A 20,561-nucleotide genomic window follows, 5' to 3' on the forward strand; every position below is an offset into this window, starting at 1 on the left:
TCGCCTGAAAGTAATTGAAGCGTAACGATAAAGGTCTGCACTTATGGCGGCGATTTTACTGGCGGAAGACGATGACTCGATGCGCAGTTTTCTCAAAAAGGCGCTGGAGCGGGCCGGTCATTCGGTGATTGACGCTTCTCAAGGCGATGAGGCGTTAACCGAACTCCAATTACGTGAGTTTGACCTCCTCCTCACCGATATTGTGATGCCGGTGATGGATGGAATCGAACTGGCGCGGCGCGCGGCGGAAATCGATCCTGAGATGAAAATCATGTTTATTACCGGTTTTGCCGCAGTGGCGCTAAATGCCGCCAACCAGGCGCCTGAAGATGCGAAAGTCCTGTCAAAGCCTTTCCACCTGAAAGACCTTGTTCATGAGGTGGATCGCGTCGTTGCCGCCTAATGAACAGTTTGCGTGCGGGCTTGCCTCTCCTGAAAATAATCGCTAGAGACCGGCCCTTCGAATTGGCTGCCACGCGCATCTTGCGCTGATTTGCATCAGGCCGTTCGGGCGCATAGCTCAGGGGTAGAGCGCTACCTTGACATGGTAGAGGTCCGTGGTTCGAAACCACGTGCGCCCACCACGCTCGCTAAACGGCTAAATCAACTACTGTAAGCTCACTATCCTCATTAGCGGCGTATCGCTCCATTTAAGTGAATCGCAGATCAGCAACGGTCGTTTAAAGCCGTTCATTTTCTTTCTTCGCGGTGAAAATCTGAGTTCGTCCTTCACAGGCGAACTTTGTTGCATCGGCGGATGCAAAACGCCTGGCGCGCGCTTTGTGCGCTTAGGGCATGAGTGCTGGACGCCTATACAAGATTGGGGTTATGCTCAATAATGTAAGCGTAGTAAAGGCACTAGTAGCGTTATAAGATTTACCTAATTCAAATCGAAACGAACTTACAAGATGCTTACATCACCGCGATCGCTACTCATTTTAATTTCAATTTTTCTTGCGGCGCCCGCAAATGCACAGCCATTTGATGTTGGCGACGAGGTCATTCTCCGAAGTGATAACCCACGCGGCGTGCCGATACATCGACTTCCCCGCTCAAGCCTGGTCGGTTTTGCGGAGCAAGGCGCAAGCGCCGTCATTGAAGATACAGCAAGAGAAGGGCGTTGGCTGCGCGTTACCATGGACGACGCGCAAGCGTGGGTTCTGGCCAGCAATGCTTTTACTTCAGATATGGAAATTCCGAATGAGCGACCGTCCGATACAGATAGAACGCTCTTACTGGATGCGCCTTGCGAAGAAACCGGTCCGCGCGAACGCCTCACCCACCCGCTTTTCGTCGTCTGCTTCGATACCAGTTGGCGCATACCGTTGTGGGTGGCTTATCGCTTAAGTCCAAATGCGATGTCGGGTCCCGGCGACAGAAAAAAATCCAGCTGGGAACAAGACACGCGCATCGCACCGCTCTTGCAGGCGTTTGATAGAGAGTATGTGGGTTCTGGCTGGCATCGCGGTCATATGGCCCCGGCGGAAGCATTCACGCGAACACAGCCAGCCGTCGACTTCACCCACCAGTTTTCGAACGCTGTTCCGCAATCGGGCAGCGTAAACTCAGGCGCATGGTCAAAGCTGGAAAAGCATGTGCGTGGTTTTGTGGAGGACGGCGCAACGGTCTGGATATTCACGGGCAGCCTGTCGCTCGACTTGAAGAAAGAATGTCTTGAGCCGCCTTTTGATAGTTCGTGCCGTTGCCTCAGCGCCGCTGGCGACCGCGTGGAACCCGAGCGCAGGATGGACATCCGGCAAAGACGGATTGCCGTGCCGTCACATACATTCAAGACATTTCTGGTTGAGCAGGATGGCGAATGGGATGGATTTGCCTTTGTGATGACCAACATCCACCGGCCCATGGGAAGCTTTTTTGATTATCAGTATTCAATTGACCGCGTTGAGGGGCTTCTTGGTCTTGACCTTTACGCCAGCCTGGACGCCGCAACGGAAGAAACTGTCGAAGCGAACACCATTTCCATCAGCTCAAAGCGGAGAAGGAACCGATGCCCCTAGAGAATGGACAGGAGTCCCAGGAGTATGTTGCTTTCCAGGAACACGATCTGAAAGGTTACCGGCTTGAGAAGCAGGATGCGCCTTGGTTGATCACTGTATTAATCATTGGAGCTGTCGCGTTATTTATTGTCGTCACCCAAGGCTGGGAGTCAGGACGCGAAGGCAATCGTCTTTTTGTACCGCTCTACTTCATGCCTGACACCACGAATATAGCCATAGATATTCTTATGTCTTTCGCAGTCATCACTGCTTTGATGGAGCGCGCCGTAGAAGTTTTCATCGGCAGTACGCGGGCCATCCGACGCAAGCTCACGACCCGCCATCTCGAAGCTTTAAACTCGCTGCTTGAAGACAGGCAGAACAGTTACGACGCAGCCAAGGCCTCGGGAGACAGCAAAGCGCAATCCATGGAAAGCGCATTATTGGCGTTAAAAGACCGGCGCAACCGCGTTTACCACAGACTGACTTCCTACCGAACCGGGACAAGGATAAGGGCGCTGTCATTTTCATTGCTGTTTGGCACGTTGATTGCGCTTGCCGGGGTTCGCGTCATTTCACCATTACTGGATGTTCCTTACGCTGCGCTGAGCAACATCCAATGGGCGGCGCTTCAGATCGTGGATATCGCCGGAACAGCCGGCCTCATCGCCGGCGGTACCAATGGCATCCATCGATTGATCAGCAACTTGGGTGCGCGCACTGAACCTGAAAATCCGTCAGAGCTTGAAGTTAGAACGCGCCCAAGCTGATAGAAGCTTGATATCGAAACCTCAGGACGCCCAGTCTTTTTTAAGGCGCGGCGCCGTGATGATGAACAGCGTAGCTGCAATCACGTAAAAGATGATGCCCGACAGGATCGCATAACGCAGAGACTCATCGCCATAGACCGCTTTCAAGCTGTCTGAAATGGCGCCGATGATGAGGTTGCCAAGACCAATACCGATCAGATTGTTGATGAACAAAAAGACGGCGGATGCGGTCGCCCGCATATTCGGCTGAACGAGCTGTTGAAAAGCGGTCAAAACTGGACCGAGCCAGACAAGGCTCAACGCCTGCAATCCTAGAAATGCAGGGAATGCAATCCACAAGGAGTTCGCGAGTACGCCCACAATAAAAAACGGAACCGTAGCAATGAACGCCGCTGCAGGCACGAGCGCGTAGGCCGCTTTTCGCTCAGGCCCGTATCTGTCAGCCATGACGCCGCCAAGCCAGATGCCAGCGATGCCGCCTAACAATAGAACGGTCGCGTAAAAGTACGATGCATAAAGCACAGGCCCGGCATTTGCGGGGACAAGCGCATCCGGCATCCAGGCAAAAAACCCAGGCAACGCTTCTCCAAAACTCCGCACAAAGAACGATGGCAACCAGAAAATCAGACCGTAGCCCATCATTGACGAACTCGCGGCGCCAAGCGACAGCCCCCAGAAACTCGGTTTTTGCACGAGCGTGGAAACGACATCGCTCACTTTTGCAGGCGTGGTTACTGCGCCGTCGCCATCAAAACCACCACGTTTCGGCTCGCGCATGGTCAAACGGAAAACAGGAGCAATGGCGAGACCAGCCAGCCCCACGATAATGAACGCCGCTCGCCAGCCGAGATAACTCGTCAGCACCCCACCGAGCAAAATGCCTAACGCTGAACCAACCGGAATACCGAAGGAGTAAATTGATAGCGCACGCGCGCGCTTTTCAGGTGGGAAATAATCGGCAATCAGCGAATAGGCCGGGGCGACGCCACCTGCCTCCCCCACGCCAACACCGAGCCGCGCCAGAAACAACTGCAAAAAGTTTTGTGCAAAACCACAAGCCGCCGTCATGGCGCTCCAAACCGCTAGCGCCACCGTCATGATCCATGTACGGCTCCTACGGTCCGCCAGCATGGCGATGGGAATGCCCAAAAACGTATAGAACAGCGCAAACGCCAAACCGCCCATCAGGCTTAACTGCGTGTCAGACAGCCCTAGATCAGATTTAATGGGAACAGCGAGAATGCCGACGATCTGGCGGTCGATAAAGTTGAACGTGTAGACGACAACAAGAATGAACAGGACATAGCCGCGATAAAACGGGGACGCTGGCTTATCGCTCATCTATTCGCTGCTTTCTTCGAAAGGTTGATTTAACGACTCCAGAAAAGCTTTCGCGTCAGCGACCGTTTCTTCGGGCGCTTCTTCCTGCGCTGCATGGCCGACGCCTGGATAGGAAAGCAAACGTGCATTCGGAATAAGTTCCTCGATGCGCCTTCCCTGTTCAATGGGAATGATCACATCGTTCTCACCCCAAAGGATCAATGTCGGCGCGGTAATGCTCGACAAGGCTTCTGCCGGGTCAGGCAGGGTGAATTCTTCCAATGATTTAATCAGCGCCTGTCCGTTTCCTTCGCGTCTGATCATGTCTCGCATCGTTGCAACGCGACCATCCGTGATCTTGCTATCGTCACCGTAAATTATCTCCGCACTTGCGCGCACACCAGCCTCCGGCGCTGTCAGCAAGTAGGCTTTCATAGCGGCCGGGATTTCAGCGGGCGTATCGCTGACGCCATTCAGCGGAAACGCGCCAGCGGAAATCAAGATCAACCCATTGACCTTGTCACCCTGCTCGGCTGCAAACCGCCATGCGGCGAGTCCGCCCAACGAATTGCCAGCGATCACAACGCTGTCTAGGCCAAGCGCATCCATTATATCGCCAATGAATGCCGCGCGCTCCTGTGGTGCATAACGCTCCAGCGGGTCTGGTCCTGTAAGTCCATGCCCGAGCAAGTCATACCGTATGACGCGATAGTCAGACTTTAATGCATCAGTCCAATTGTTCCATGTCTCAAGAGAATGGGTGAAACCGTGCACCAGCAGGACCGGATGACCATCCTCTGGGCCCTGTTCCCGCACTCTTACCTGCGCGCCCGCAATCTCAACTATGCGATCATCGGACGTCATATATTTCGCATCTATGTCATCAGCGGGAACGCCTTTTGCCGCCCGCCACGTCATGACGCCGAACACGCCCGCCCCCGCAAGAATGATAAGAAGGAGCGTAATAAAAAATTTTTTTATCATGGGAAACGCAATCCGTGATCTTCAGACGCAGCGGCGGCGATCAATGATACGCAATGATCGCCAGCCACAAACCGCCCGCCCCCGGAGGAGGGTTAGAACGCAACTTCAATAGTACCGAAGACCTGTCGCGGATTGCCGTAGAAGGTCGTCAACACGCCGCTCAGGCCCAAAGCAGAGTTACCGAACTCTGGCAGCGTTGTCACGAAGTCGTAGCCAGCGACAACATACTCTTTGTTGAGCAGGTTTTTGCCGTGAACGCTGAGCTTCACTTTTCCATCAGCAGCAGTCCAGCCAAGCCCGGCGTTCCACAGCCAGACTTCTGGCTGGTCGAGCGGCGAAGCGTAATTGAACTGGTTTGTAAAGCTCCGATAAGAGAAAGACGTCGACACGTTGGCGTCACCATCCTTACCAAACAACGACGCAGGCCGCTGGTATGAAAGACGGCTGAAAGCTGTAATCGATGGTGTATTTTGGAACACGGCAACATCGGAGATATCTGTACCGGTTCGGCCTGTATATTCATCGAATTCAGCATTGATATAACCAAGCGTGAACTGATAGCTGAGCGAATCGCCAGCCGCCGCCATGTCTTCCGCAAGGACTGCAAGACCGTCCAGTTCGAGCCCGTAAAGTGTTGCTTCCGCAGCGTTAGTGGTCACGCCCGCAAAGGTTTCCGCGATGCCGTCCATATCGGCGTCAATACCGATGGAACCCGGTACCTGCACATCCTTATAGCCGCTATAAAACAAAGCGAGGTTGGAATTAAACCGCCCGCCACCGAGTGAGTTTTTCCAGCCGACTTCGTAAGTGTTGATATTTTCCGGCTCAAATCGGCAGAATGCAATCTGATCGTCGATATCAACTGCGCCCGCCATGCCGTCGCCATCAAGATCGGGCGCAGCGTTAGCACCGCAACGTGGGTCGAACGAACCGCCCTTAAAGCCTTGCGAATAAGACGCATAGAGCGTGTGTTCCGGCGACGGCTCCCAGGTGATGCTGGCGCGCGGGCTGAAATCCGTGAATGTCGCCGACGCATCAAGGTCCGCAAGCACGACATCAGGCGCGCGGTCAGGCCCGCCGAAAGAAGGTGAGAAGCCCGGCGTGAAATACTGCGTCCTCAACAGCGAGATGCTTCGCTCGTCCTCCGTATAGCGGCCGCCGGCAGAAATAGAGACCGTATCCGTCAGATCAAAGGTAAAGTCGCCAAAAACAGACCAGCTTTTTGTCGAAACATCGCTCGACGTAAATGCGTTAAGGCCCGCCAACATAAGCAACGGCGCCGTCTCATCCAGAACAACATCAAAGACTGTCAGCCCTTCAGCATCGAGATAATAGAACCCGGCAATACCGCTTAGACGATCACCCTCGTAAAGAATTTGAAATTCTTCGCTGAACTGCTTGTTATCATAAATACCCGGAACGTCGAGGTCGACAATCGGCAAGGAGTCAAAGTCAATAGGCGTCGTCGTCTCATCGTCGCGGTAAGAGATGATGTTTTTTAACGTGAATTCGTCAGACACCTGCCATTCAGCTGTTGCGGACACGCCGCGCGCAACAACGCTTTGCTCAGGCGTGTTGAGACCTGCTCTTGTATCAAAGACGTTGTCCAGCACTGGATAGGTTACTGCAGGCATGACGGTTAAGTCAGTGTAGGGTAGAAGGCGGTGCCCTTGCCGCGGATCGGAATTATCTTCTGTCCAGTCGCCAGTAACCCGAATGGAAAAAGCGTCGTTCAGTCCCCAGTCCAGCGTTAAACGCCCTGCCAGGATATCCTTGTTGTAGTTTTCAAGGCCGTTGACGAGATTGTCGCCAAATCCATTGCGTCGCATGTAAGCGATAGCGCCGCCAGCGCGTAGATATCCCCCGGATGCATTTTCCGGCATAAGCGGCAGGTTGAACGTGCCAACCGCATCGATTTGTCCGTATGTGCCGCCTGTTAATCGCAACCGCGCTTCAGGTTCGTCGTCGAGACGGCGGGTAACGTATTTTACAGCGCCGCCAATCGTGTTGCGCCCGTAAAGCGTTCCTTGGGGTCCGCGCAAGACTTCGACCCGCTCGACATCGTAGATATCAAGAAGCGCCGCCTGCGGGCGATTGAGATAGACATCATCAATGTATATGCCGACGCCCGCCTCAAACCCGCTCACCGGGTCCTGCTGACCAACACCGCGAATGAATGCTGTCAGCGTAGTATTCGTCGCGCGCGAAGTCTCCAGCGTCACGTTTGGTGAGAGCGCTTCAATGTCGGTAAGATCCTGGGCGCCGAGCTCATCCAACTGGTCGCCTGTATAGGCGGATACAGCGAGCGGCACGTCCTGCAGACTTTCCTCGCGCCGGCGGGCGGTAACGACAATCCTGTCGCTGCTGGCGTCCGACGCCTCGTCCTGCGCGTAGACGACGGTTCCCCCTGCTGAAAGTGAAAAAGTGGAGCAAAACGCCAAAAGGGCCGTTTTTCTCGCCATAGAAGTTTTAAAAGACTGGTTTCGAACAGCCATAATCGCCTCCCAACGTGAATAATCTTGTTTTTTTCTCACGCTAGCGACTCCTGAAGCGTCGCATAATGACGCCATGGCTCACAAAAAGTGTACAATTTCGCTCAAATCAATCCTTCTTGAAAGCGCTGATATGGGCCGGTTCAGGGTTTTTTCCTTTCCAGCGCCTCTTTAATAAAAGCTTTTGGGGTCAATCCATTCCAGTCCTTGAAAGCGCGGTTAAAGGCCCGGAATTCGGAAAAGCCGAGGGCGTCGGAAACGTCGGCTACGGATTTCTCGCTAAGCAGCAAACGTTGCGCCTCTTCATTAAGCACTTCGCGGCGAAGCTCACGAAAACTACCGCCCTCAAGTCCGAGCCGGCGCCGCAAAGTCGCTACACTGACATTCATTTGTGCGGCAAGATCGGCTTGCTCCACAACACCGCGAGACAGCGCGTCCCGCACGAGACTTGTGGTCGACTTTGGCGCCTCACGTCTTGCCGTCCGGCCAGCGACAACATCGACGATTTTTTGATAAACGGCGTTTGATGTAAGAGCCTCCTGCTGCGGCATCGTGATGGGTCGAAGCGATGTTTCGAGATCAAATGACAAACGATATTTATCCGCCGCAAAGCGTATCGGCGCATCCCAGTAGCCCAGATGCGCGCAATCTCCGCCAGGCGATGGCCGCCGGATGAATACGCTTTTCACCGCATCTTTCGCAGATGGCGATACAATCAACAGTATGCAGTGTAAAAATATCAGGACGCACTCGATGGAAAAGTAAATAAACTCCGCCGAATGCGTATCGACGTAAGGAAAGTCCCGGTCATTGATAATAATATCGACTGATGCACGACGTTTTACGACGGAATTATACTGCCCGCCATGAAGCATATTGTAAGAGCGCGCGAGCACGCGCATCACTTCGTATAAATTGTCACAATCATGAACATTCTGAAGTACGAAATCAGTGCTACCAGAAAGCAACTGTCGCGACGACAAATGCACGGTCTCGTCGCCAAATAGAATAGAAAGCCGGTTTTGCAGGCGATAATAATCAGCCAGATCAATTCGATCCGGTCCTGTCGCTTCCGCCAACGCCGCCGGCAAGCTTAACGACTTCAACAGCGGACCAATCTCTATGCCTGCTTTCGTGGCCTGGGCCAGAAGCGGGTCCAGTCGCGCCCGGGATACTGTAATCGGCTGGTGTGGATCAGGGGTCATGAATTTTGGCCGGCTGAATTTTGACCATACATAAGGGGTTACAGAGGTCCAAACCAAGACGTCAGCGGAAAAGTTTGGGCGTCTGCCCCGAAACAAGCCGCAAGCCGGTATGCCAATCGGACATATTAACCAAACGGCTACCAACACGGGCGAAAGCCGTGTTAGGACCCCGCTGCGGCGCAAAACTTGCTGTCGCTAGGTACAGATTATGGGAGTTTTTCATGCGGATTATGGTTACCGGCGGCGCCGGTTTCATCGGATCTGCGGTCATACGCCGGGCGATTGCAAATGGTGAGGACGTTCTTAACGTCGATAAGCTCACCTACGCCGCGAATCTCGACAACGTTGCAGACGTTGCAGGCCATGCACGCTACCAGTTTGCGCAGAAAGATATCTGTGACCTACCGGCCATGACCTCGCTAATGGCGGAATTCAACCCTGATGCAGTGATGAACTTGGCAGCGGAAACCCACGTGGACCGTTCTATCGACGGACCAGGCGCTTTCATCCAGACGAATATTGTCGGCGTGTATTCACTTTTGGAAGCGGCAAAAACCTACATGGAGAATGGCGCCCCAGTAGGATTTCGTTTCCATCATATCTCAACAGATGAGGTCTACGGCTCGCTCGGTCCCACTGGGGAATTTACGGAAACATCACCCTACCAGCCCAACTCTCCATACTCAGCCGCTAAGGCATCATCGGACATGCTGGCGCGCGCCTGGCGCGAAACATTCAACTTGCCGGTAATCGTTACGAACTGTTCCAACAACTACGGACCCTATCAATTTCCCGAAAAGCTGATCCCGGTGGTCGTGATTGCGGGACTGGAAGGCCGGGAAATCCCGATTTACGGCAAGGGAGATAACATCAGGGACTGGCTCTTTGTAGAAGACCACGCCGATGCGTTGTTGTTGGCCGCGCGCCAAGGCAAGCCCGGTGAAACATACAATATTGGCGGACGGGCGGAGCGCACGAATCTCGAACTCGTCAAAATGATCTGCGCTATTCTTGATGAGGAACTGCCGTCTTCACCGCACCGCCCGCATGAAAACCTGATTACATTTGTCGCCGACCGCCCAGGTCATGACCAGCGCTATGCAATCAATTGCGACAAGATCGAACAGGAACTCGGCTGGTCGCCGTCGTGCAGTATTGAAGAAGGCATGCGAAACACCGTGCGCTGGTATCTCGACAACCGCGATTGGTGGGATGCGATTAGAAATCAGGGCTTTGACGTGAGCGCACGCCAAGGGCTCGGGAAGAAAGGTTAAGCGCAAATGCGCACTCTCGTTTTCGGCAAGAGCGGACAGGTCGCCCGCGCCCTAGCGGACCTGGTGGAGAACGACACCCATTTCTTATTCCTTGGGCACGGAGAGACGGACCTTTCAGAACCTGACGCCGGCGGCGACGCGGTCGCTGAGTATAGCCCTGACGTGGTAATCAACGCCGCCGCTTATACGGCCGTAGATAAAGCCGAGAGCAAAAAAGGGCTGGCGCATAACATAAACGCGCAGGCAGTAGAAAGAATTGCGGCAGCGTGTAAAAATACCGGCGCCCAATTCATTCATATTTCTACAGACTACGTCTTCGATGGAAATGAAACCGGACGGTATTCCGAAACAAGCATTACAAACCCGGCGAACGCCTACGGACAATCAAAACTTGCGGGCGAAGAGGCAGCCATAGCCGCATACGCTGAGACGATCGTCGTTCGTACATCCTGGATTTTTTCTGAGTACGGATCGAATTTCGTAAAAACTATGTTGCGTTTAGCGCGGGAACGAAATGAACTATCAATTGTCAGCGATCAAATCGGCGGCCCTACGGATGCGCGCGACATCGCCAAAGCGTTGCTGGCGATAGTCGGCAAAAAACATCGAGGCGGGCCTGGCGCTGGCGTTTATCATTTTCAGGGAGCGCCAGCGGTAAGCTGGGCTGATTTCGCCCGAAAGATCTTTGAAATCAATGGAAACAATACCGCAGTGACGGCGATTCCAACGTCTCAGTATCCGACACCAGCACGGAGACCTCTCAACACGGTGCTTGATTGTGCAAAAATCGAGCGTGATTTCGGCATAGGCCAGCCCGACTGGCGCGCCAGTTTAAGACGCGTTATCGACGCTCTAAAACAAAAGGAAGAAAGAACATGAAGGGGATCATTCTCGCTGGCGGATCCGGAACGCGGCTTTACCCTGTAACGCGCGGCGTTTCGAAACAGCTGACGCCAATCTATGACAAGCCGATGATCTATTACCCCTTGAGCGTGCTGATGCTCGCCGGGATCAAGGACATTCTTGTGATTACGACGCCAGAAGACAAAGCGTCCTTTGAACGCCTGCTTGGTGACGGTTCGGAGTGGGGCATCCAAATCGCATACGCTGTGCAACCCAGCCCGGATGGTCTCGCGCAAGCCTTTATCATCGGAGAAGAGTTCATTGATGGCGACAAATGCGCACTCGTTCTTGGCGATAATATTTTTTATGGCCAAGGACTTACGAAACATCTTCGAGAAGCGGCAAGCCTAGATGCCGGCGCAGAAATATTTGCTTATCAAGTTACCGATCCACAAAGATACGGTGTTGTTGAGTTTGACCAGAATGGCGGCGTAATTTCTATTGAAGAAAAACCTCAAAAACCGAAATCGAATTTCGCTGCAACCGGCCTCTATTTTTATGACGAAACTGTTGTTGAGCGCGCGAAAGCAGTAAAACCATCCGCACGAGGCGAATTGGAAATAACCACTCTCAATGAAATGTACTTGCGTGACGGCGTTTTGCGAACCCAGGTTCTGGGCCGCGGTTTTGCGTGGCTTGATACCGGCACCCATGAGTCTTTGCTTGAGGCTGCGCATTTCGTGCAAACCATTGAAACACGCCAGGGTCTCAAAATTTCGTGTCCGGAAGAGATAGCTTTTCGCTCAGGCTTTATTGATCGAGAGCAATTGCGGTCGCTCGCCGAACCGCTTAAAAAAAATCAGTACGGGCAATATCTTTTGCGTCTCATAGAGAATTAGCAAGGCGATGCCGTTGTGAGAGCCGCTCCGCGCCTTTGCCAATAACCGCCAAGCGCCATAATGGACCGTACGCCACCCTGCCCAGGGCTCCTGTCACTACTGATCCCCGCCACTTCCGGGAACAGGCGTCCAATAACGCCGCCGGATAGCTCTGCTGGTTATAATATAGGGCAAGGGGCCGCTAAGGGGTTGCGCCATCTCCCTGAGGCGCTCTAAGACAAACAAAAGACTGCACCCCGTTATTCCGGGGCGGCATCAATTTCTTAAAAACGGAAAGAATTATGAAAATCCTGGTGATCGGAGGCGATGGTTTTTGTGGTTGGCCAACCTCGCTACACTTGTCAGCTGAAGGCCATGAAGTAACAATCGTCGATAATCTTTCCAGGCGAAAAATCGATATCGAGCTTGAAGTCGACAGCCTCACCCCAATCCAACCTATATCGACACGGTTGAAAGCATGGGAAGAAGTTTCCGGGAAATGCATCAAGTTCGAAAATATCGACGCCGCCAAAAATTACGCGCGCCTGATGAACCTGATCAAAGAGCTTCAGCCTGATGCTATAGTGCATTTCGCCGAGCAGCGCGCTGCGCCTTATTCGATGAAGTCCTCTTATCACAAGCGGTACACGGTCGATAACAATCTAAATGCTACGAACAACGTTCTTGCCGCTATCGTTGAATCGGGTGTGGACGCACATCTCGTGCACCTCGGGACCATGGGCGTTTATGGATATGGCACGGCTGGGATGAAGATTCCGGAAGGCTATCTCCCTGTGAAAATAGAAGCCGATGACGGGCGTGAAATTCGTCAAGAAATACTATACCCGGCTAACCCCGGATCTATTTATCACATGACGAAAACGCAGGACCAATTGCTGTTCGCGTTTTATAATAAAAATGACGGATTGAAAATTACCGATCTGCATCAGGGTATTGTCTGGGGCACGCAAACGGAAGAAACAAAAAAAGATGAGCGCCTGATCAACCGGTTTGATTATGACGGCGACTATGGCACCGTTCTTAACCGTTTCCTGATGCAAGCCGCGGTTGGTTTTCCCATGACTGTCCATGGCACCGGCGGCCAAACGCGCGCCTTCATACACATCCAGGACACTGTAAAATGTATTGAGCTCGCTATAGAAACGCCGCCGCAAAACGGCGAACGCGTCCGCATTTTAAACCAGATGACAGAAACACATCGCGTTCGGGATCTGGCCAAGCTCATCGCTGATAAAACTGGCGCGACAATAGAATACGTAAACAACCCGCGAAAAGAAGATGCTGAAAACGAGTTGAATGTCGAAAACCAGCGTCTTCTGGGACTAGGACTTGACCCTATCACGCTCGAAGCCGGCCTTTTGGAAGAAGTCACTCAAATCGCGAAAAAGTACGCCGATCGCTGTGACAAATCTAAAATTCCATGTGTGTCGTACTGGACTACAGCGCAAGACCAGACATCAAAGAGTTAACCAGCAGCGTATCGCTTAAAATAGTCAAGCGTTTCGTCATAGGGCTTTGAGTCGGCCGTGCGCCAGTCGTGAACGCTTTCGCGATTTAAAAGCATTCCTTCTGGTGACAGCACCAAAACGGTAGGCGTACCGAATAATTCTATAACGCCAAACCGGGCGGCGACATCGAGATTGCGGTCGCGCCGCCCGACATCTACCCACACCAGAACAAATCCATCTTCGATCACCGCTGCGAGTTCAGGCTGTTCGAACTTCGCGGCCAGACCGCGACTGTCGTGGCACCAGTTTCCGCCCAACACCAGAAGCACATTCTTTCTATTCACTTCCGCCGCCGCAAGCGCTGCATCGACATCCATCATCGCGTTCCGGCTTGCGTCAAACGGACGTGGATTATTGTCATGGCGGCCTTGGTGATTCTCATTTTCATCGCCAGAGAAAGAGGCCTCGACCACATAACCAGAAACATTTGCTGTCGTTTTGACGGCTCCCGCGCCAACATTCGCCGCCGCACCAACTGTGCTCGTAACTGCCTTGACGCAACCAGCCATACCCAGCAGCGCCGCAAATAGAAATAGTCTGATCACTTCGGCGCCTCGCTCATGGTTGCTTTTATCATTTTATATCGGCCCATATCATCGCACAGGCTTTTGGGCCTTGCGGTTCAGTGAAAGTTCAAAGATGTCAGGCCGAGCATAGTGACCGGCGACATCGAAATCCATTTTTCCACGCGCGATATCCGCGGGGTCGAGATCTGCATATAGAATGGTTTCTTCGCCAAACACAGGGCCAGCAAGAAGTTCGCCCATGGGAGAGACAATCACGCTCCCGCCGTTGATTAACACCGTTTCGGGGTGGTCTCCTTGCACGGGTTGAAAATCCGGCGGTGCATCGGAGCGTTTCATGAACTGATTGGCCGAAACAACGAAACAGCGGCCCTCAAGCGCAACCGTCCGCATCAGCGACGTCCAGCTTTCCCGGTCATCAACCGTTGGCGCGCAATAGATTTCAACGCCTTGTGCATATTGGCTCATGCGAAGCATGGGCATGAAGTTTTCCCAGCATATGACAGCGCTAATGCGCCCGGAGCGCGCATCGAATGCGTCAAGCGTCGATCCGTCGCCCATGCCCCAAATCACGCGCTCTGCGGCCGTTGGCATCAGTTTGCGCCGTTTACCGAGAAAGCGCCCTTCGGCCCCAAAACAAAGCACCGAGCAATAAAGCGTGCCGGCGTCATGCTCGATCACCCCAACAACAATGTCTGTTTGGCGCTCACCCGCTAATTGCGCCATGCGCTCGGTCTCCGGCCCTGGCGCAATGATGGCGCCATCATAATAGCGGCGGAACCATTCGCGACCTTCATCCGATCTGGAGCCGACTGGCGCACCGAAATGACAGCCCTTTGGATAGCCGCCGATAAAAGCTTCCGGAAACACAACAAACTGCGCGCCGTTCGCAGCAGCTTCGTTCAACAAGGTTTCAAATTTGCCGAGTGTAGCGGCGGTATCGAACAATACCGAGCTGCTCTGAATGACGGCCACTTTTGTAGACTTCATGATCGCTTCTCAAAATATGTCCTTAAACGATCGCAAGCTTCTTCGAGTACGTCCGGTTTCTTACAGAAACAAAATCGCGCAAAGTTGCGCGGCGCATCTTCTTGTGATGAATGATAAAAAGCTGAAATAGGCACAGCCGCCACCTTAGCGTGCTCAGTAATCTCCTCGCAGAAAGCAACATCGTCATCACGCCCGACTGAGTTGATGTCGACTGTGATGAAATAGGTTCCGTCACAGGGGAGCACTTTAAAACCTGTGCGCTTTAACCCGGCGCTCATGAGGTCGCGCTTCGCCTGCATGTCCGCAACAAACGCTGCGTAATAGTCATCGCCCATACGGAGCCCGCACGCGACCGCTGACTGATACGGCATGGGTGAAGTATATGCGAGGTGCTGGTGACACTTTAGAACCCCTGTTATGAGGTCCTCTGGTCCAGTCACATAGCCGATACGGAAGCCGGTGAGCGAAAATGTTTTTCCCGCTGAACCGATGCGAATGGTCCGCTCGAACATGCCAGGCAATGTCATTAGCGGGATGTGCTTGGCACCGTCGAAAATAAGATGTTCATAGACCTCGTCACAAACGACAATAAGGTCATGGCGGCTTGCGACATCCGCAACAATTTCCAGCTCCCCAAGAGTCATCACCTTGCCCAGCGGATTGTGCGGCGTGTTGATGACAATCAGTTTGGTTTTTTTCGTCACCGCGGCTTCCAGCGCGTCCGCATTTAAGCGCCATTCTGGCGGTTCGAGATCGACAAACCGGATTGCCGCGCCCGCCGCCTCGATCTGCGGCGCATAGCATTCGTAAAATGGCGCAAGCAACACGGCCTCATCGCCAGGTGACAAGAACCCCATGAATGCGGCGGCGAGCCCTTCCGTGGCACCGGAGACAATCAATGTCTGCGTAAGGGGATCGATATCAAGGCCGTAAAAACGCTTGTTGTCATAGGCCACCGCCTCACGAAGTTCTGGAACACCGCCAACCGGGGCGTACTGGTTCGGCCCTTCGACAGTCAGGTGGGCGGCAAGCTCGCGAATAGCCTTGGGGCCGTCCTCATCAGGGAAGCCCTGGCCTAGATTTATAGCATCATGCTCGCGCGCCAGCGCCGACATGGTTGGAAAGATTGATTGCGGACGGCCGGAAAAAACGGCGTTGAGATTTTTATGCATACGCTTTTCTAACAGCCTGTAGTTGCTTCTTCTACCGTATCAATGACGGGGACGGCGTCGTCACTGTATGTCAGGCCGCCAGAAAACGCCTTCCGCCGGCGGCTCATTGATCAGGGATGACAAATAGGCGTAAAGGTCATCGATTTCCTGATCGGACAGCTCAGGGAAACGGTCCGGCGCCACCAGCCCCATCAATTCAAGGTCACGACCGCCAATGCCTATCCCTGTTTTGATCAGCGTTTCAAAATCTTGACGGGATATGGCGGCGACCATTGCAAGATCGGGAAGGTATGGTTCCCATAATGTAAATCCGCGCACATCGAGCCCGTGGCATTCATTGCACATGGTCAACGCCATATATTCCCCGCGCGCCAGTCGTGGTTCTGCCTCGGCGTTCACGCGCAATGGCGGGACCCGGTCCGCCCACCACGCCATATGCTTTTCATTACCAGTGACAAACATCCAACGCACGGCCCAGCCGAGCTCCGGCTTGGGCAAATCACTTTCGACAACCGGCGCTGATTTCAAGAACGCGATCAGCGCCGCTGTGTCTTCATCGCTCAACCGAGCGAAATTGAATGACGGCATGGAAACAAGCGCCTGTCCGTCCGCGCCGATGCCCTGACGGACGGCTGCTTCCATAGTCGCCGCATCATGATCGCGCGCATAAACTGCAAGGTTCGGCGCCACGGCACGTTCCGGCCAGTCCCACTGCTTGCCGAAATCTTGCCCCTCAAGCTGTTGTCCATGACAACCGAAACAGCCGCGCGTGCGGGCGATGTGACGCCCATGCTCAATCGACGCCGCATCTGTCGAAATGGGATGATCGAACTTCGCTTCAAGCGTCACATCGCGAAAGCGCGCTTCGCTCAAAACATAGACGCCGCCGAAGCCAAGCGTGACAATACTGACAATAACAGCAACAGCAATAATCTTTATACGTATCATTCTATGGCGCTCCCCAACCCGCTTGCTACATAGTTTAAAGTGTCATGCGGCGGGGCGAAAGACGTAAAATCCTAATCCGGATAAAGCATTACGCTGGCATCAATCGTCATGATTTGCGACTTGCCGCCGCTGTCACGATTGAAAATGATTGTCCGCCCGTCAGGGCTCCAGGCGGGACGGACATCCGCAGCACCTTCCGCCGGGTCGGTCAGTCGCGTCACGTAAGAACCATCCGGGCGCATGGCGTAAAGACGAAAAACCCCGCCATCGCGATTGGAGGCGAAAACGATCCATGCCCCATCCGGTGAAAAGTCAGGATAGCCGTCAAATGCAGGATGACCGGAAATATTTCTCATATCAGCGCCGTCTGCGTCAGCAATAAAAATCTCGGAATTGCGCTCACCTTCTTCGAGGACGCGGCGCCACAAGAGTTGGGCGCCATCAGGCGAAAACGACGGATACGTATCCCATCCGGGCAATTCGATAATCGGGCGCTGGTTCGCGCCATCCGCATCCATCACCCAGATATCGTAGTTCCAGCCATAACTTTCATACTCTTCATCGCTTAGCTCCGCAAACGGCGTTGAACGGCTGGAGTTGAAAACAATATGTTTACCATCTGTACTGAACTTATGGTGGTCGTCCTGGCCGCGCGCGTCATTGCTCAGGTTCCGAATGTTTTCGCCATCAATGTCGATGGAAAAAATATCGAGCTGAGCGGTCCGTCCCTCACCCAAACGCCGGGCGAATAAAATGCGCTTGCCGTCACGCGAGAAAACCGGTGTTTCGTCATCTTCCGGCGCATGGGTCAGTTGCCGTAAGTCCGTACCATCGCGGCGCGCAACGAAAATATGGTCAACACCATCGGCGCGGCGCGACTCGAACGCAATCCATTTCCCATCCGGCGAGAAAACCGGATACTGGTCTTCAACCCGTACAATAATTTCTTCGGGCGACGGGTACGGTTCGCCATGAGCGATTCCGATCACCACGGCGATGATCAGTGCAACCGGCAGAAAGCGCATATTATTTTCCTTTCAAACGCATATCCTATGGCGGGACTGCGGGCGCAATCGAGAGTGGGGACGGCAAGCCGAGCTTCCGTTGAGACGAAAGGAGCCGACACGCCGCAGCCTTGTGGCGCATTACTGTCCGGCGCATATCCGGCCGCTTTATCATTTCTATAAACCCGGCCAACGGCGGATCTATAACGACAACGGCAGAAAATATTCATCCGCATTCTATCGATAGGCGCTAGCGCCTTGTCTCGTTCTCTAACTGATTTGGAAATATAGGCGCGCCTCACCCCTGGTGGATAACCGCGCGCCCGTTTAACGAGCGTCCCGTCCCATTTAAGGCGAAACGCTCCCGCAGCCCTTGTGCAGCAAATGCACTGCTTGAAAATGAAGGCGGCCTTTCCCCCAATGTGCGCATATTTGTAACGCGGCGCGCACCACCTTTTGCGAAACTATCAATCCGCATTTTCGCGCAATAAAAAAACCCGCCGGCTTGGGGGAGAGAATGCGGCGGGTTTTAGTTAGTTGTGAAAAAGCTTCGCTTGTTAGGCGGCTTTCTTCAGCGCTCTTTTTGCTTTTTTCAGCTTGGTTTCCTGCCGCGCGATGCGTTTGCGGCGCGACTTGATCTCTTTTTTAAGCGCTTTGACTTTTTTCTTCTTCGACATGGGTCGAAACTCCTTACTTTTCTTTGTTCTCGTGCTTGCGCACGAATTCCTTCATGAACCCGCGCAACTCGCGCGCGGCGCTGGTGTCCAGCTCTTCGCAAAGATCAACGAAACGGTCGCGCAATTCCCTGTTCAGCCGGATGACAAGCTGGCTGTCTTTTTTGTTCTTTTTTTCCCGTTTTTCCGGGGCTTTTTTTGTCGCCCGCCTTGTGTTGGCCATCAGGGCCGCGCCGCCTTACTATCACCTCGATAGTCAATGTATATACATTTTATATGCATTGCGCAAGGGGCGCGAGCCGAATTTTATTGCAACGCCTCACTCAGCAGGCTCAAAAGTAAGGCCTGCCTTTTCCTGCAACCGGGTGATCAGCTTGTCGCCCATGGCGGCGGCAGGGGTTGAGACCCCGCCGGGCGTTTCCTCGTGCGATATGTCAAACGCCAGACAAAGCGCCGCCTCGGCGATCAGTTTCGAGGTAGAGCCATAGCCCGGATCACGGTCGCCTTTCACAACAGCGCTTACAGTCTCGCCGCTTTCGTCCCTGGCGATGAAGAGCACTTTGTAAAAGCCGGCCTCACGCTGGGCCTTGCTTGGTCCCTCGCCCGGCTTCGGCAGCACCGTTTTCTTCAAAAGAACGCGGCTTGGCGGTTTCGCCAGCGCGCCGGCAAAACCGCCCATGCCGCCGGCCATGGCGTAGGCTGCGGGCCCGTTCGGCGCCGCCATCATTTCCGAATAGCGAAAACGCCCGCCATAGGCGTAGTCCATCAGCATGTTGGAGCGGTGAACGTTGCGCGTATTAATCGGCGCCATGATGAACGGCGCAACCCATTTTTTCGCGTCGGCGTCATAATGAGGTTTGTTACCGCCCGGCTGGCGCGGGCGCGCCGCGTTCTCATCGGGCGCCAGCGAATAAGGATCGCGCATGACTTTACGCACAAACGGATCGCCGATCCGCTCCATTGTGGCGAGCATGCTCGCCACCGTACCGCCGGAGGCGCCGCCCTTCACGGCGAGCACGCGGCCCTTCACTTCGCTTGCAGGGCGCCCAAACTTTTCGCGCGCCAGCTTCTGCACATAGTAGACGCCAAGATCGAAAGGGATTGAGTCAAAGCCGCAGGAATGAACAATGCGCGCGCCGGAGGCCGCTGCCTGATCCTGATACGTATCAATCATCCGGCGCATGAAGGGCGGCTCGCCCGATAAATCCACATAGTCCGTACCCGCCGCAGCGCAGGCCGCAACCAGCGGCTCGCCGTAAAGCTGATAGGGCCCCACCGTGGTGACGATGGCTTTCGCGCGCCGCGCCATCTCGCCGAGTGATTTCGCGTTGCCCGCTTCGGCGGTGATGAGGGGCGCTTCTCCCGCGCCAATACTCTCCGCCACCTCGCCGAGCTTGCCGGCGTTGCGGCCCGCCATGGCCCATTTCACATTATTTGGCGCGTCACTGTTCAACCCGTATTGGCGGTTGAGATATTCCGCCACGAGCCGCCCGGTAAACCCGCTCGCGCCCCAGACGATGACGTCAAATTCCCGGTCATTGGTCATGGGAATGAATTAGCACGGAATGCCGAAGGGTTGGAAACATCTCGTGCAGCCATGCGTCTGGCATCTTTCATAGCGCCTTTCCGCCGCCGCCGGTTCCGGCGCGGACGCTTAAAGACGAGAGGTGCGCGGGACGTGACACATCCATCGCAGTTTGGAACTTATGGGGACGCATCACGTCCCGCGCGCGGCTTTTACATCATCGCCAACCGATTGCGGCCGGCGCGCGTTCCTGCTCCGTGGAACATTCACGCGCGTGTCGCCCGGCGGCTCGGTTGCAGCAACAGGCCGGGACTAAGTTGACGTCCGACCCCCCGTCCGCATGGATTACACGCGTTTGGAGTAACGGGGGCGCCAACCGCCCGCGCGCCGCGATCCGGACCAGCAAGTTACGGCAGCGCTCACCGCCTCTCC

18 protein-coding genes and 1 tRNA gene are annotated in these 20,561 nt (G+C 54.2%); 8 read left to right on the top strand and 11 right to left on the bottom strand.

Features of this window, described 5'->3' with window-relative positions; translation table 11 throughout:
* Positions 1-43 precede the first annotated feature (43 nt).
* The 4 genes from cpdR (at position 44) to PUV54_RS03945 (ending at position 2,767) form a co-directional block, all read left to right on the top strand.
* The gene (gene cpdR, locus PUV54_RS03930; RefSeq protein ID WP_274494262.1) at positions 44-403 is read left to right on the top strand and encodes a cell cycle two-component system response regulator CpdR; all 360 of its coding nucleotides are present in this window, start codon (positions 44-46) and stop codon (positions 401-403) included.
* 106 nt (positions 404-509) lie between these two features.
* Positions 510-584 (top strand) — tRNA-Val (locus PUV54_RS03935).
* A gap of 324 nt (positions 585-908) precedes the next feature.
* The gene (locus PUV54_RS03940; protein ID WP_274494263.1) at positions 909-2,018 is read left to right on the top strand and encodes a DNA/RNA non-specific endonuclease; all 1,110 of its coding nucleotides are present in this window, start codon (positions 909-911) and stop codon (positions 2,016-2,018) included.
* A complete protein-coding gene (locus PUV54_RS03945; protein ID WP_274494264.1) occupies positions 2,009-2,767 on the top strand; it encodes a hypothetical protein in 759 nt (252 codons plus the stop codon). Before PUV54_RS03940 ends, PUV54_RS03945 begins: the two co-directional genes overlap by 10 nt.
* A 21-nt stretch (positions 2,768-2,788) precedes the next feature.
* Here the strand turns inward: PUV54_RS03945 and PUV54_RS03950 are convergent, their stop codons facing one another.
* The 4 genes from PUV54_RS03950 to PUV54_RS03965 all read right to left on the bottom strand — a co-directional run bounded on the left by PUV54_RS03950 (position 2,789) and on the right by PUV54_RS03965 (position 8,768).
* Positions 2,789-4,108, bottom strand: coding sequence for a spinster family MFS transporter (locus tag PUV54_RS03950; RefSeq protein ID WP_274494265.1), 1,320 nt, complete (start codon positions 4,106-4,108; stop codon positions 2,789-2,791).
* Positions 4,109-5,071: an alpha/beta fold hydrolase gene (locus tag PUV54_RS03955; RefSeq protein WP_274494266.1), complete on the bottom strand. Its 963-nt coding sequence runs from the start codon at positions 5,069-5,071 to the stop codon at positions 4,109-4,111.
* A gap of 92 nt (positions 5,072-5,163) precedes the next feature.
* Positions 5,164-7,605 (bottom strand): TonB-dependent receptor, encoded by a 2,442-nt coding sequence (locus PUV54_RS03960; RefSeq protein WP_274494267.1) that lies wholly within the window; start codon positions 7,603-7,605, stop codon positions 5,164-5,166.
* A gap of 101 nt (positions 7,606-7,706) precedes the next feature.
* Entirely contained in the window at positions 7,707-8,768 is a 1,062-nt protein-coding gene (locus tag PUV54_RS03965; RefSeq protein ID WP_274494268.1) for a helix-turn-helix domain-containing protein, read from the bottom strand.
* Between the two features lie 221 nt (positions 8,769-8,989).
* Here PUV54_RS03965 and rfbB point away from each other — a divergent pair, with 221 nt between their 5' ends.
* The 4 genes from rfbB to PUV54_RS03985 all read left to right on the top strand — a co-directional run bounded on the left by rfbB (position 8,990) and on the right by PUV54_RS03985 (position 13,253).
* Entirely contained in the window at positions 8,990-10,042 is a 1,053-nt protein-coding gene (gene rfbB, locus PUV54_RS03970; protein WP_274494269.1) for a dTDP-glucose 4,6-dehydratase, read from the top strand.
* Positions 10,043-10,048: 6 nt separating this feature from the next.
* Entirely contained in the window at positions 10,049-10,921 is an 873-nt protein-coding gene (gene rfbD, locus PUV54_RS03975; protein ID WP_274494270.1) for a dTDP-4-dehydrorhamnose reductase, read from the top strand.
* A complete protein-coding gene (rfbA, locus tag PUV54_RS03980; protein WP_274494271.1) occupies positions 10,918-11,784 on the top strand; it encodes a glucose-1-phosphate thymidylyltransferase RfbA in 867 nt (288 codons plus the stop codon). Before rfbD ends, rfbA begins: the two co-directional genes overlap by 4 nt.
* A gap of 281 nt (positions 11,785-12,065) precedes the next feature.
* The gene (locus PUV54_RS03985; RefSeq protein ID WP_274494272.1) at positions 12,066-13,253 is read left to right on the top strand and encodes an NAD-dependent epimerase/dehydratase family protein; all 1,188 of its coding nucleotides are present in this window, start codon (positions 12,066-12,068) and stop codon (positions 13,251-13,253) included.
* Here PUV54_RS03985 and PUV54_RS03990 read toward each other — a convergent pair.
* The 7 genes from PUV54_RS03990 to PUV54_RS04020 all read right to left on the bottom strand — a co-directional run bounded on the left by PUV54_RS03990 (position 13,250) and on the right by PUV54_RS04020 (position 20,150).
* Positions 13,250-13,837 carry a thioredoxin family protein gene (locus tag PUV54_RS03990; RefSeq protein ID WP_274494273.1) on the bottom strand — a complete coding sequence of 196 codons (588 nt, stop codon included), beginning with the start codon at positions 13,835-13,837 and terminating at the stop codon, positions 13,250-13,252. The genes PUV54_RS03985 and PUV54_RS03990 overlap by 4 nt on opposite strands.
* A 48-nt stretch (positions 13,838-13,885) precedes the next feature.
* Positions 13,886-14,806, bottom strand: a complete 921-nt coding sequence (locus tag PUV54_RS03995) for a carbon-nitrogen hydrolase family protein (RefSeq protein ID WP_274494274.1) — start codon at positions 14,804-14,806, stop codon at positions 13,886-13,888.
* Positions 14,803-15,978: an aminotransferase gene (locus tag PUV54_RS04000; RefSeq protein WP_274494275.1), complete on the bottom strand. Its 1,176-nt coding sequence runs from the start codon at positions 15,976-15,978 to the stop codon at positions 14,803-14,805. The genes PUV54_RS03995 and PUV54_RS04000 overlap by 4 nt, the downstream gene beginning before the upstream one ends.
* 60 nt (positions 15,979-16,038) lie before the next feature.
* Positions 16,039-16,926, bottom strand: a complete 888-nt coding sequence (locus PUV54_RS04005; protein WP_274494276.1) for a cytochrome c — start codon at positions 16,924-16,926, stop codon at positions 16,039-16,041.
* A 71-nt stretch (positions 16,927-16,997) separates the two neighbouring features.
* Complete coding sequence (locus PUV54_RS04010; protein WP_274494277.1) at positions 16,998-17,951, bottom strand: TolB family protein; 954 nt, start codon at positions 17,949-17,951, stop codon at positions 16,998-17,000.
* 669 nt (positions 17,952-18,620) lie between these two features.
* The gene (locus PUV54_RS04015) at positions 18,621-18,827 is read right to left on the bottom strand and encodes a hypothetical protein (RefSeq protein ID WP_274494278.1); all 207 of its coding nucleotides are present in this window, start codon (positions 18,825-18,827) and stop codon (positions 18,621-18,623) included.
* Between the two features lie 96 nt (positions 18,828-18,923).
* Positions 18,924-20,150, bottom strand: a complete 1,227-nt coding sequence (locus tag PUV54_RS04020) for a saccharopine dehydrogenase family protein (protein ID WP_274494279.1) — start codon at positions 20,148-20,150, stop codon at positions 18,924-18,926.
* Positions 20,151-20,561: the final 411 nt, after the last annotated feature.

Origin of the sequence: Hyphococcus flavus, assembly GCF_028748065.1 — a bacterium.
Lineage (GTDB): Bacteria > Pseudomonadota > Alphaproteobacteria > Caulobacterales > Parvularculaceae > Hyphococcus > Hyphococcus flavus.

What these genes read in the sequence shown, in the direction of transcription:
- cpdR (WP_274494262.1), top strand. Translation starts at nt 44, where the DNA reads ATGGCGGCGATTTTACTGGCGGAAGACGATGACTCGATGCGCAGTTTT.
- PUV54_RS03940 (WP_274494263.1), top strand. Translation starts at nt 909, where the DNA reads ATGCTTACATCACCGCGATCGCTACTCATTTTAATTTCAATTTTTCTT.
- PUV54_RS03945 (WP_274494264.1), top strand. Translation starts at nt 2,009, where the DNA reads ATGCCCCTAGAGAATGGACAGGAGTCCCAGGAGTATGTTGCTTTCCAG.
- PUV54_RS03950 (WP_274494265.1), bottom strand. Translation starts at nt 4,108, where the DNA reads ATGAGCGATAAGCCAGCGTCCCCGTTTTATCGCGGCTATGTCCTGTTC.
- PUV54_RS03955 (WP_274494266.1), bottom strand. Translation starts at nt 5,071, where the DNA reads ATGATAAAAAAATTTTTTATTACGCTCCTTCTTATCATTCTTGCGGGG.
- PUV54_RS03965 (WP_274494268.1), bottom strand. Translation starts at nt 8,768, where the DNA reads ATGACCCCTGATCCACACCAGCCGATTACAGTATCCCGGGCGCGACTG.
- rfbB (WP_274494269.1), top strand. Translation starts at nt 8,990, where the DNA reads ATGCGGATTATGGTTACCGGCGGCGCCGGTTTCATCGGATCTGCGGTC.
- rfbD (WP_274494270.1), top strand. Translation starts at nt 10,049, where the DNA reads ATGCGCACTCTCGTTTTCGGCAAGAGCGGACAGGTCGCCCGCGCCCTA.
- rfbA (WP_274494271.1), top strand. Translation starts at nt 10,918, where the DNA reads ATGAAGGGGATCATTCTCGCTGGCGGATCCGGAACGCGGCTTTACCCT.
- PUV54_RS03985 (WP_274494272.1), top strand. Translation starts at nt 12,066, where the DNA reads ATGAAAATCCTGGTGATCGGAGGCGATGGTTTTTGTGGTTGGCCAACC.
- PUV54_RS03995 (WP_274494274.1), bottom strand. Translation starts at nt 14,806, where the DNA reads ATGAAGTCTACAAAAGTGGCCGTCATTCAGAGCAGCTCGGTATTGTTC.
- PUV54_RS04000 (WP_274494275.1), bottom strand. Translation starts at nt 15,978, where the DNA reads ATGCATAAAAATCTCAACGCCGTTTTTTCCGGCCGTCCGCAATCAATC.
- PUV54_RS04005 (WP_274494276.1), bottom strand. Translation starts at nt 16,926, where the DNA reads ATGATACGTATAAAGATTATTGCTGTTGCTGTTATTGTCAGTATTGTC.
- PUV54_RS04010 (WP_274494277.1), bottom strand. Translation starts at nt 17,951, where the DNA reads ATGCGCTTTCTGCCGGTTGCACTGATCATCGCCGTGGTGATCGGAATC.
- PUV54_RS04015 (WP_274494278.1), bottom strand. Translation starts at nt 18,827, where the DNA reads ATGGCCAACACAAGGCGGGCGACAAAAAAAGCCCCGGAAAAACGGGAA.
- PUV54_RS04020 (WP_274494279.1), bottom strand. Translation starts at nt 20,150, where the DNA reads ATGACCAATGACCGGGAATTTGACGTCATCGTCTGGGGCGCGAGCGGG.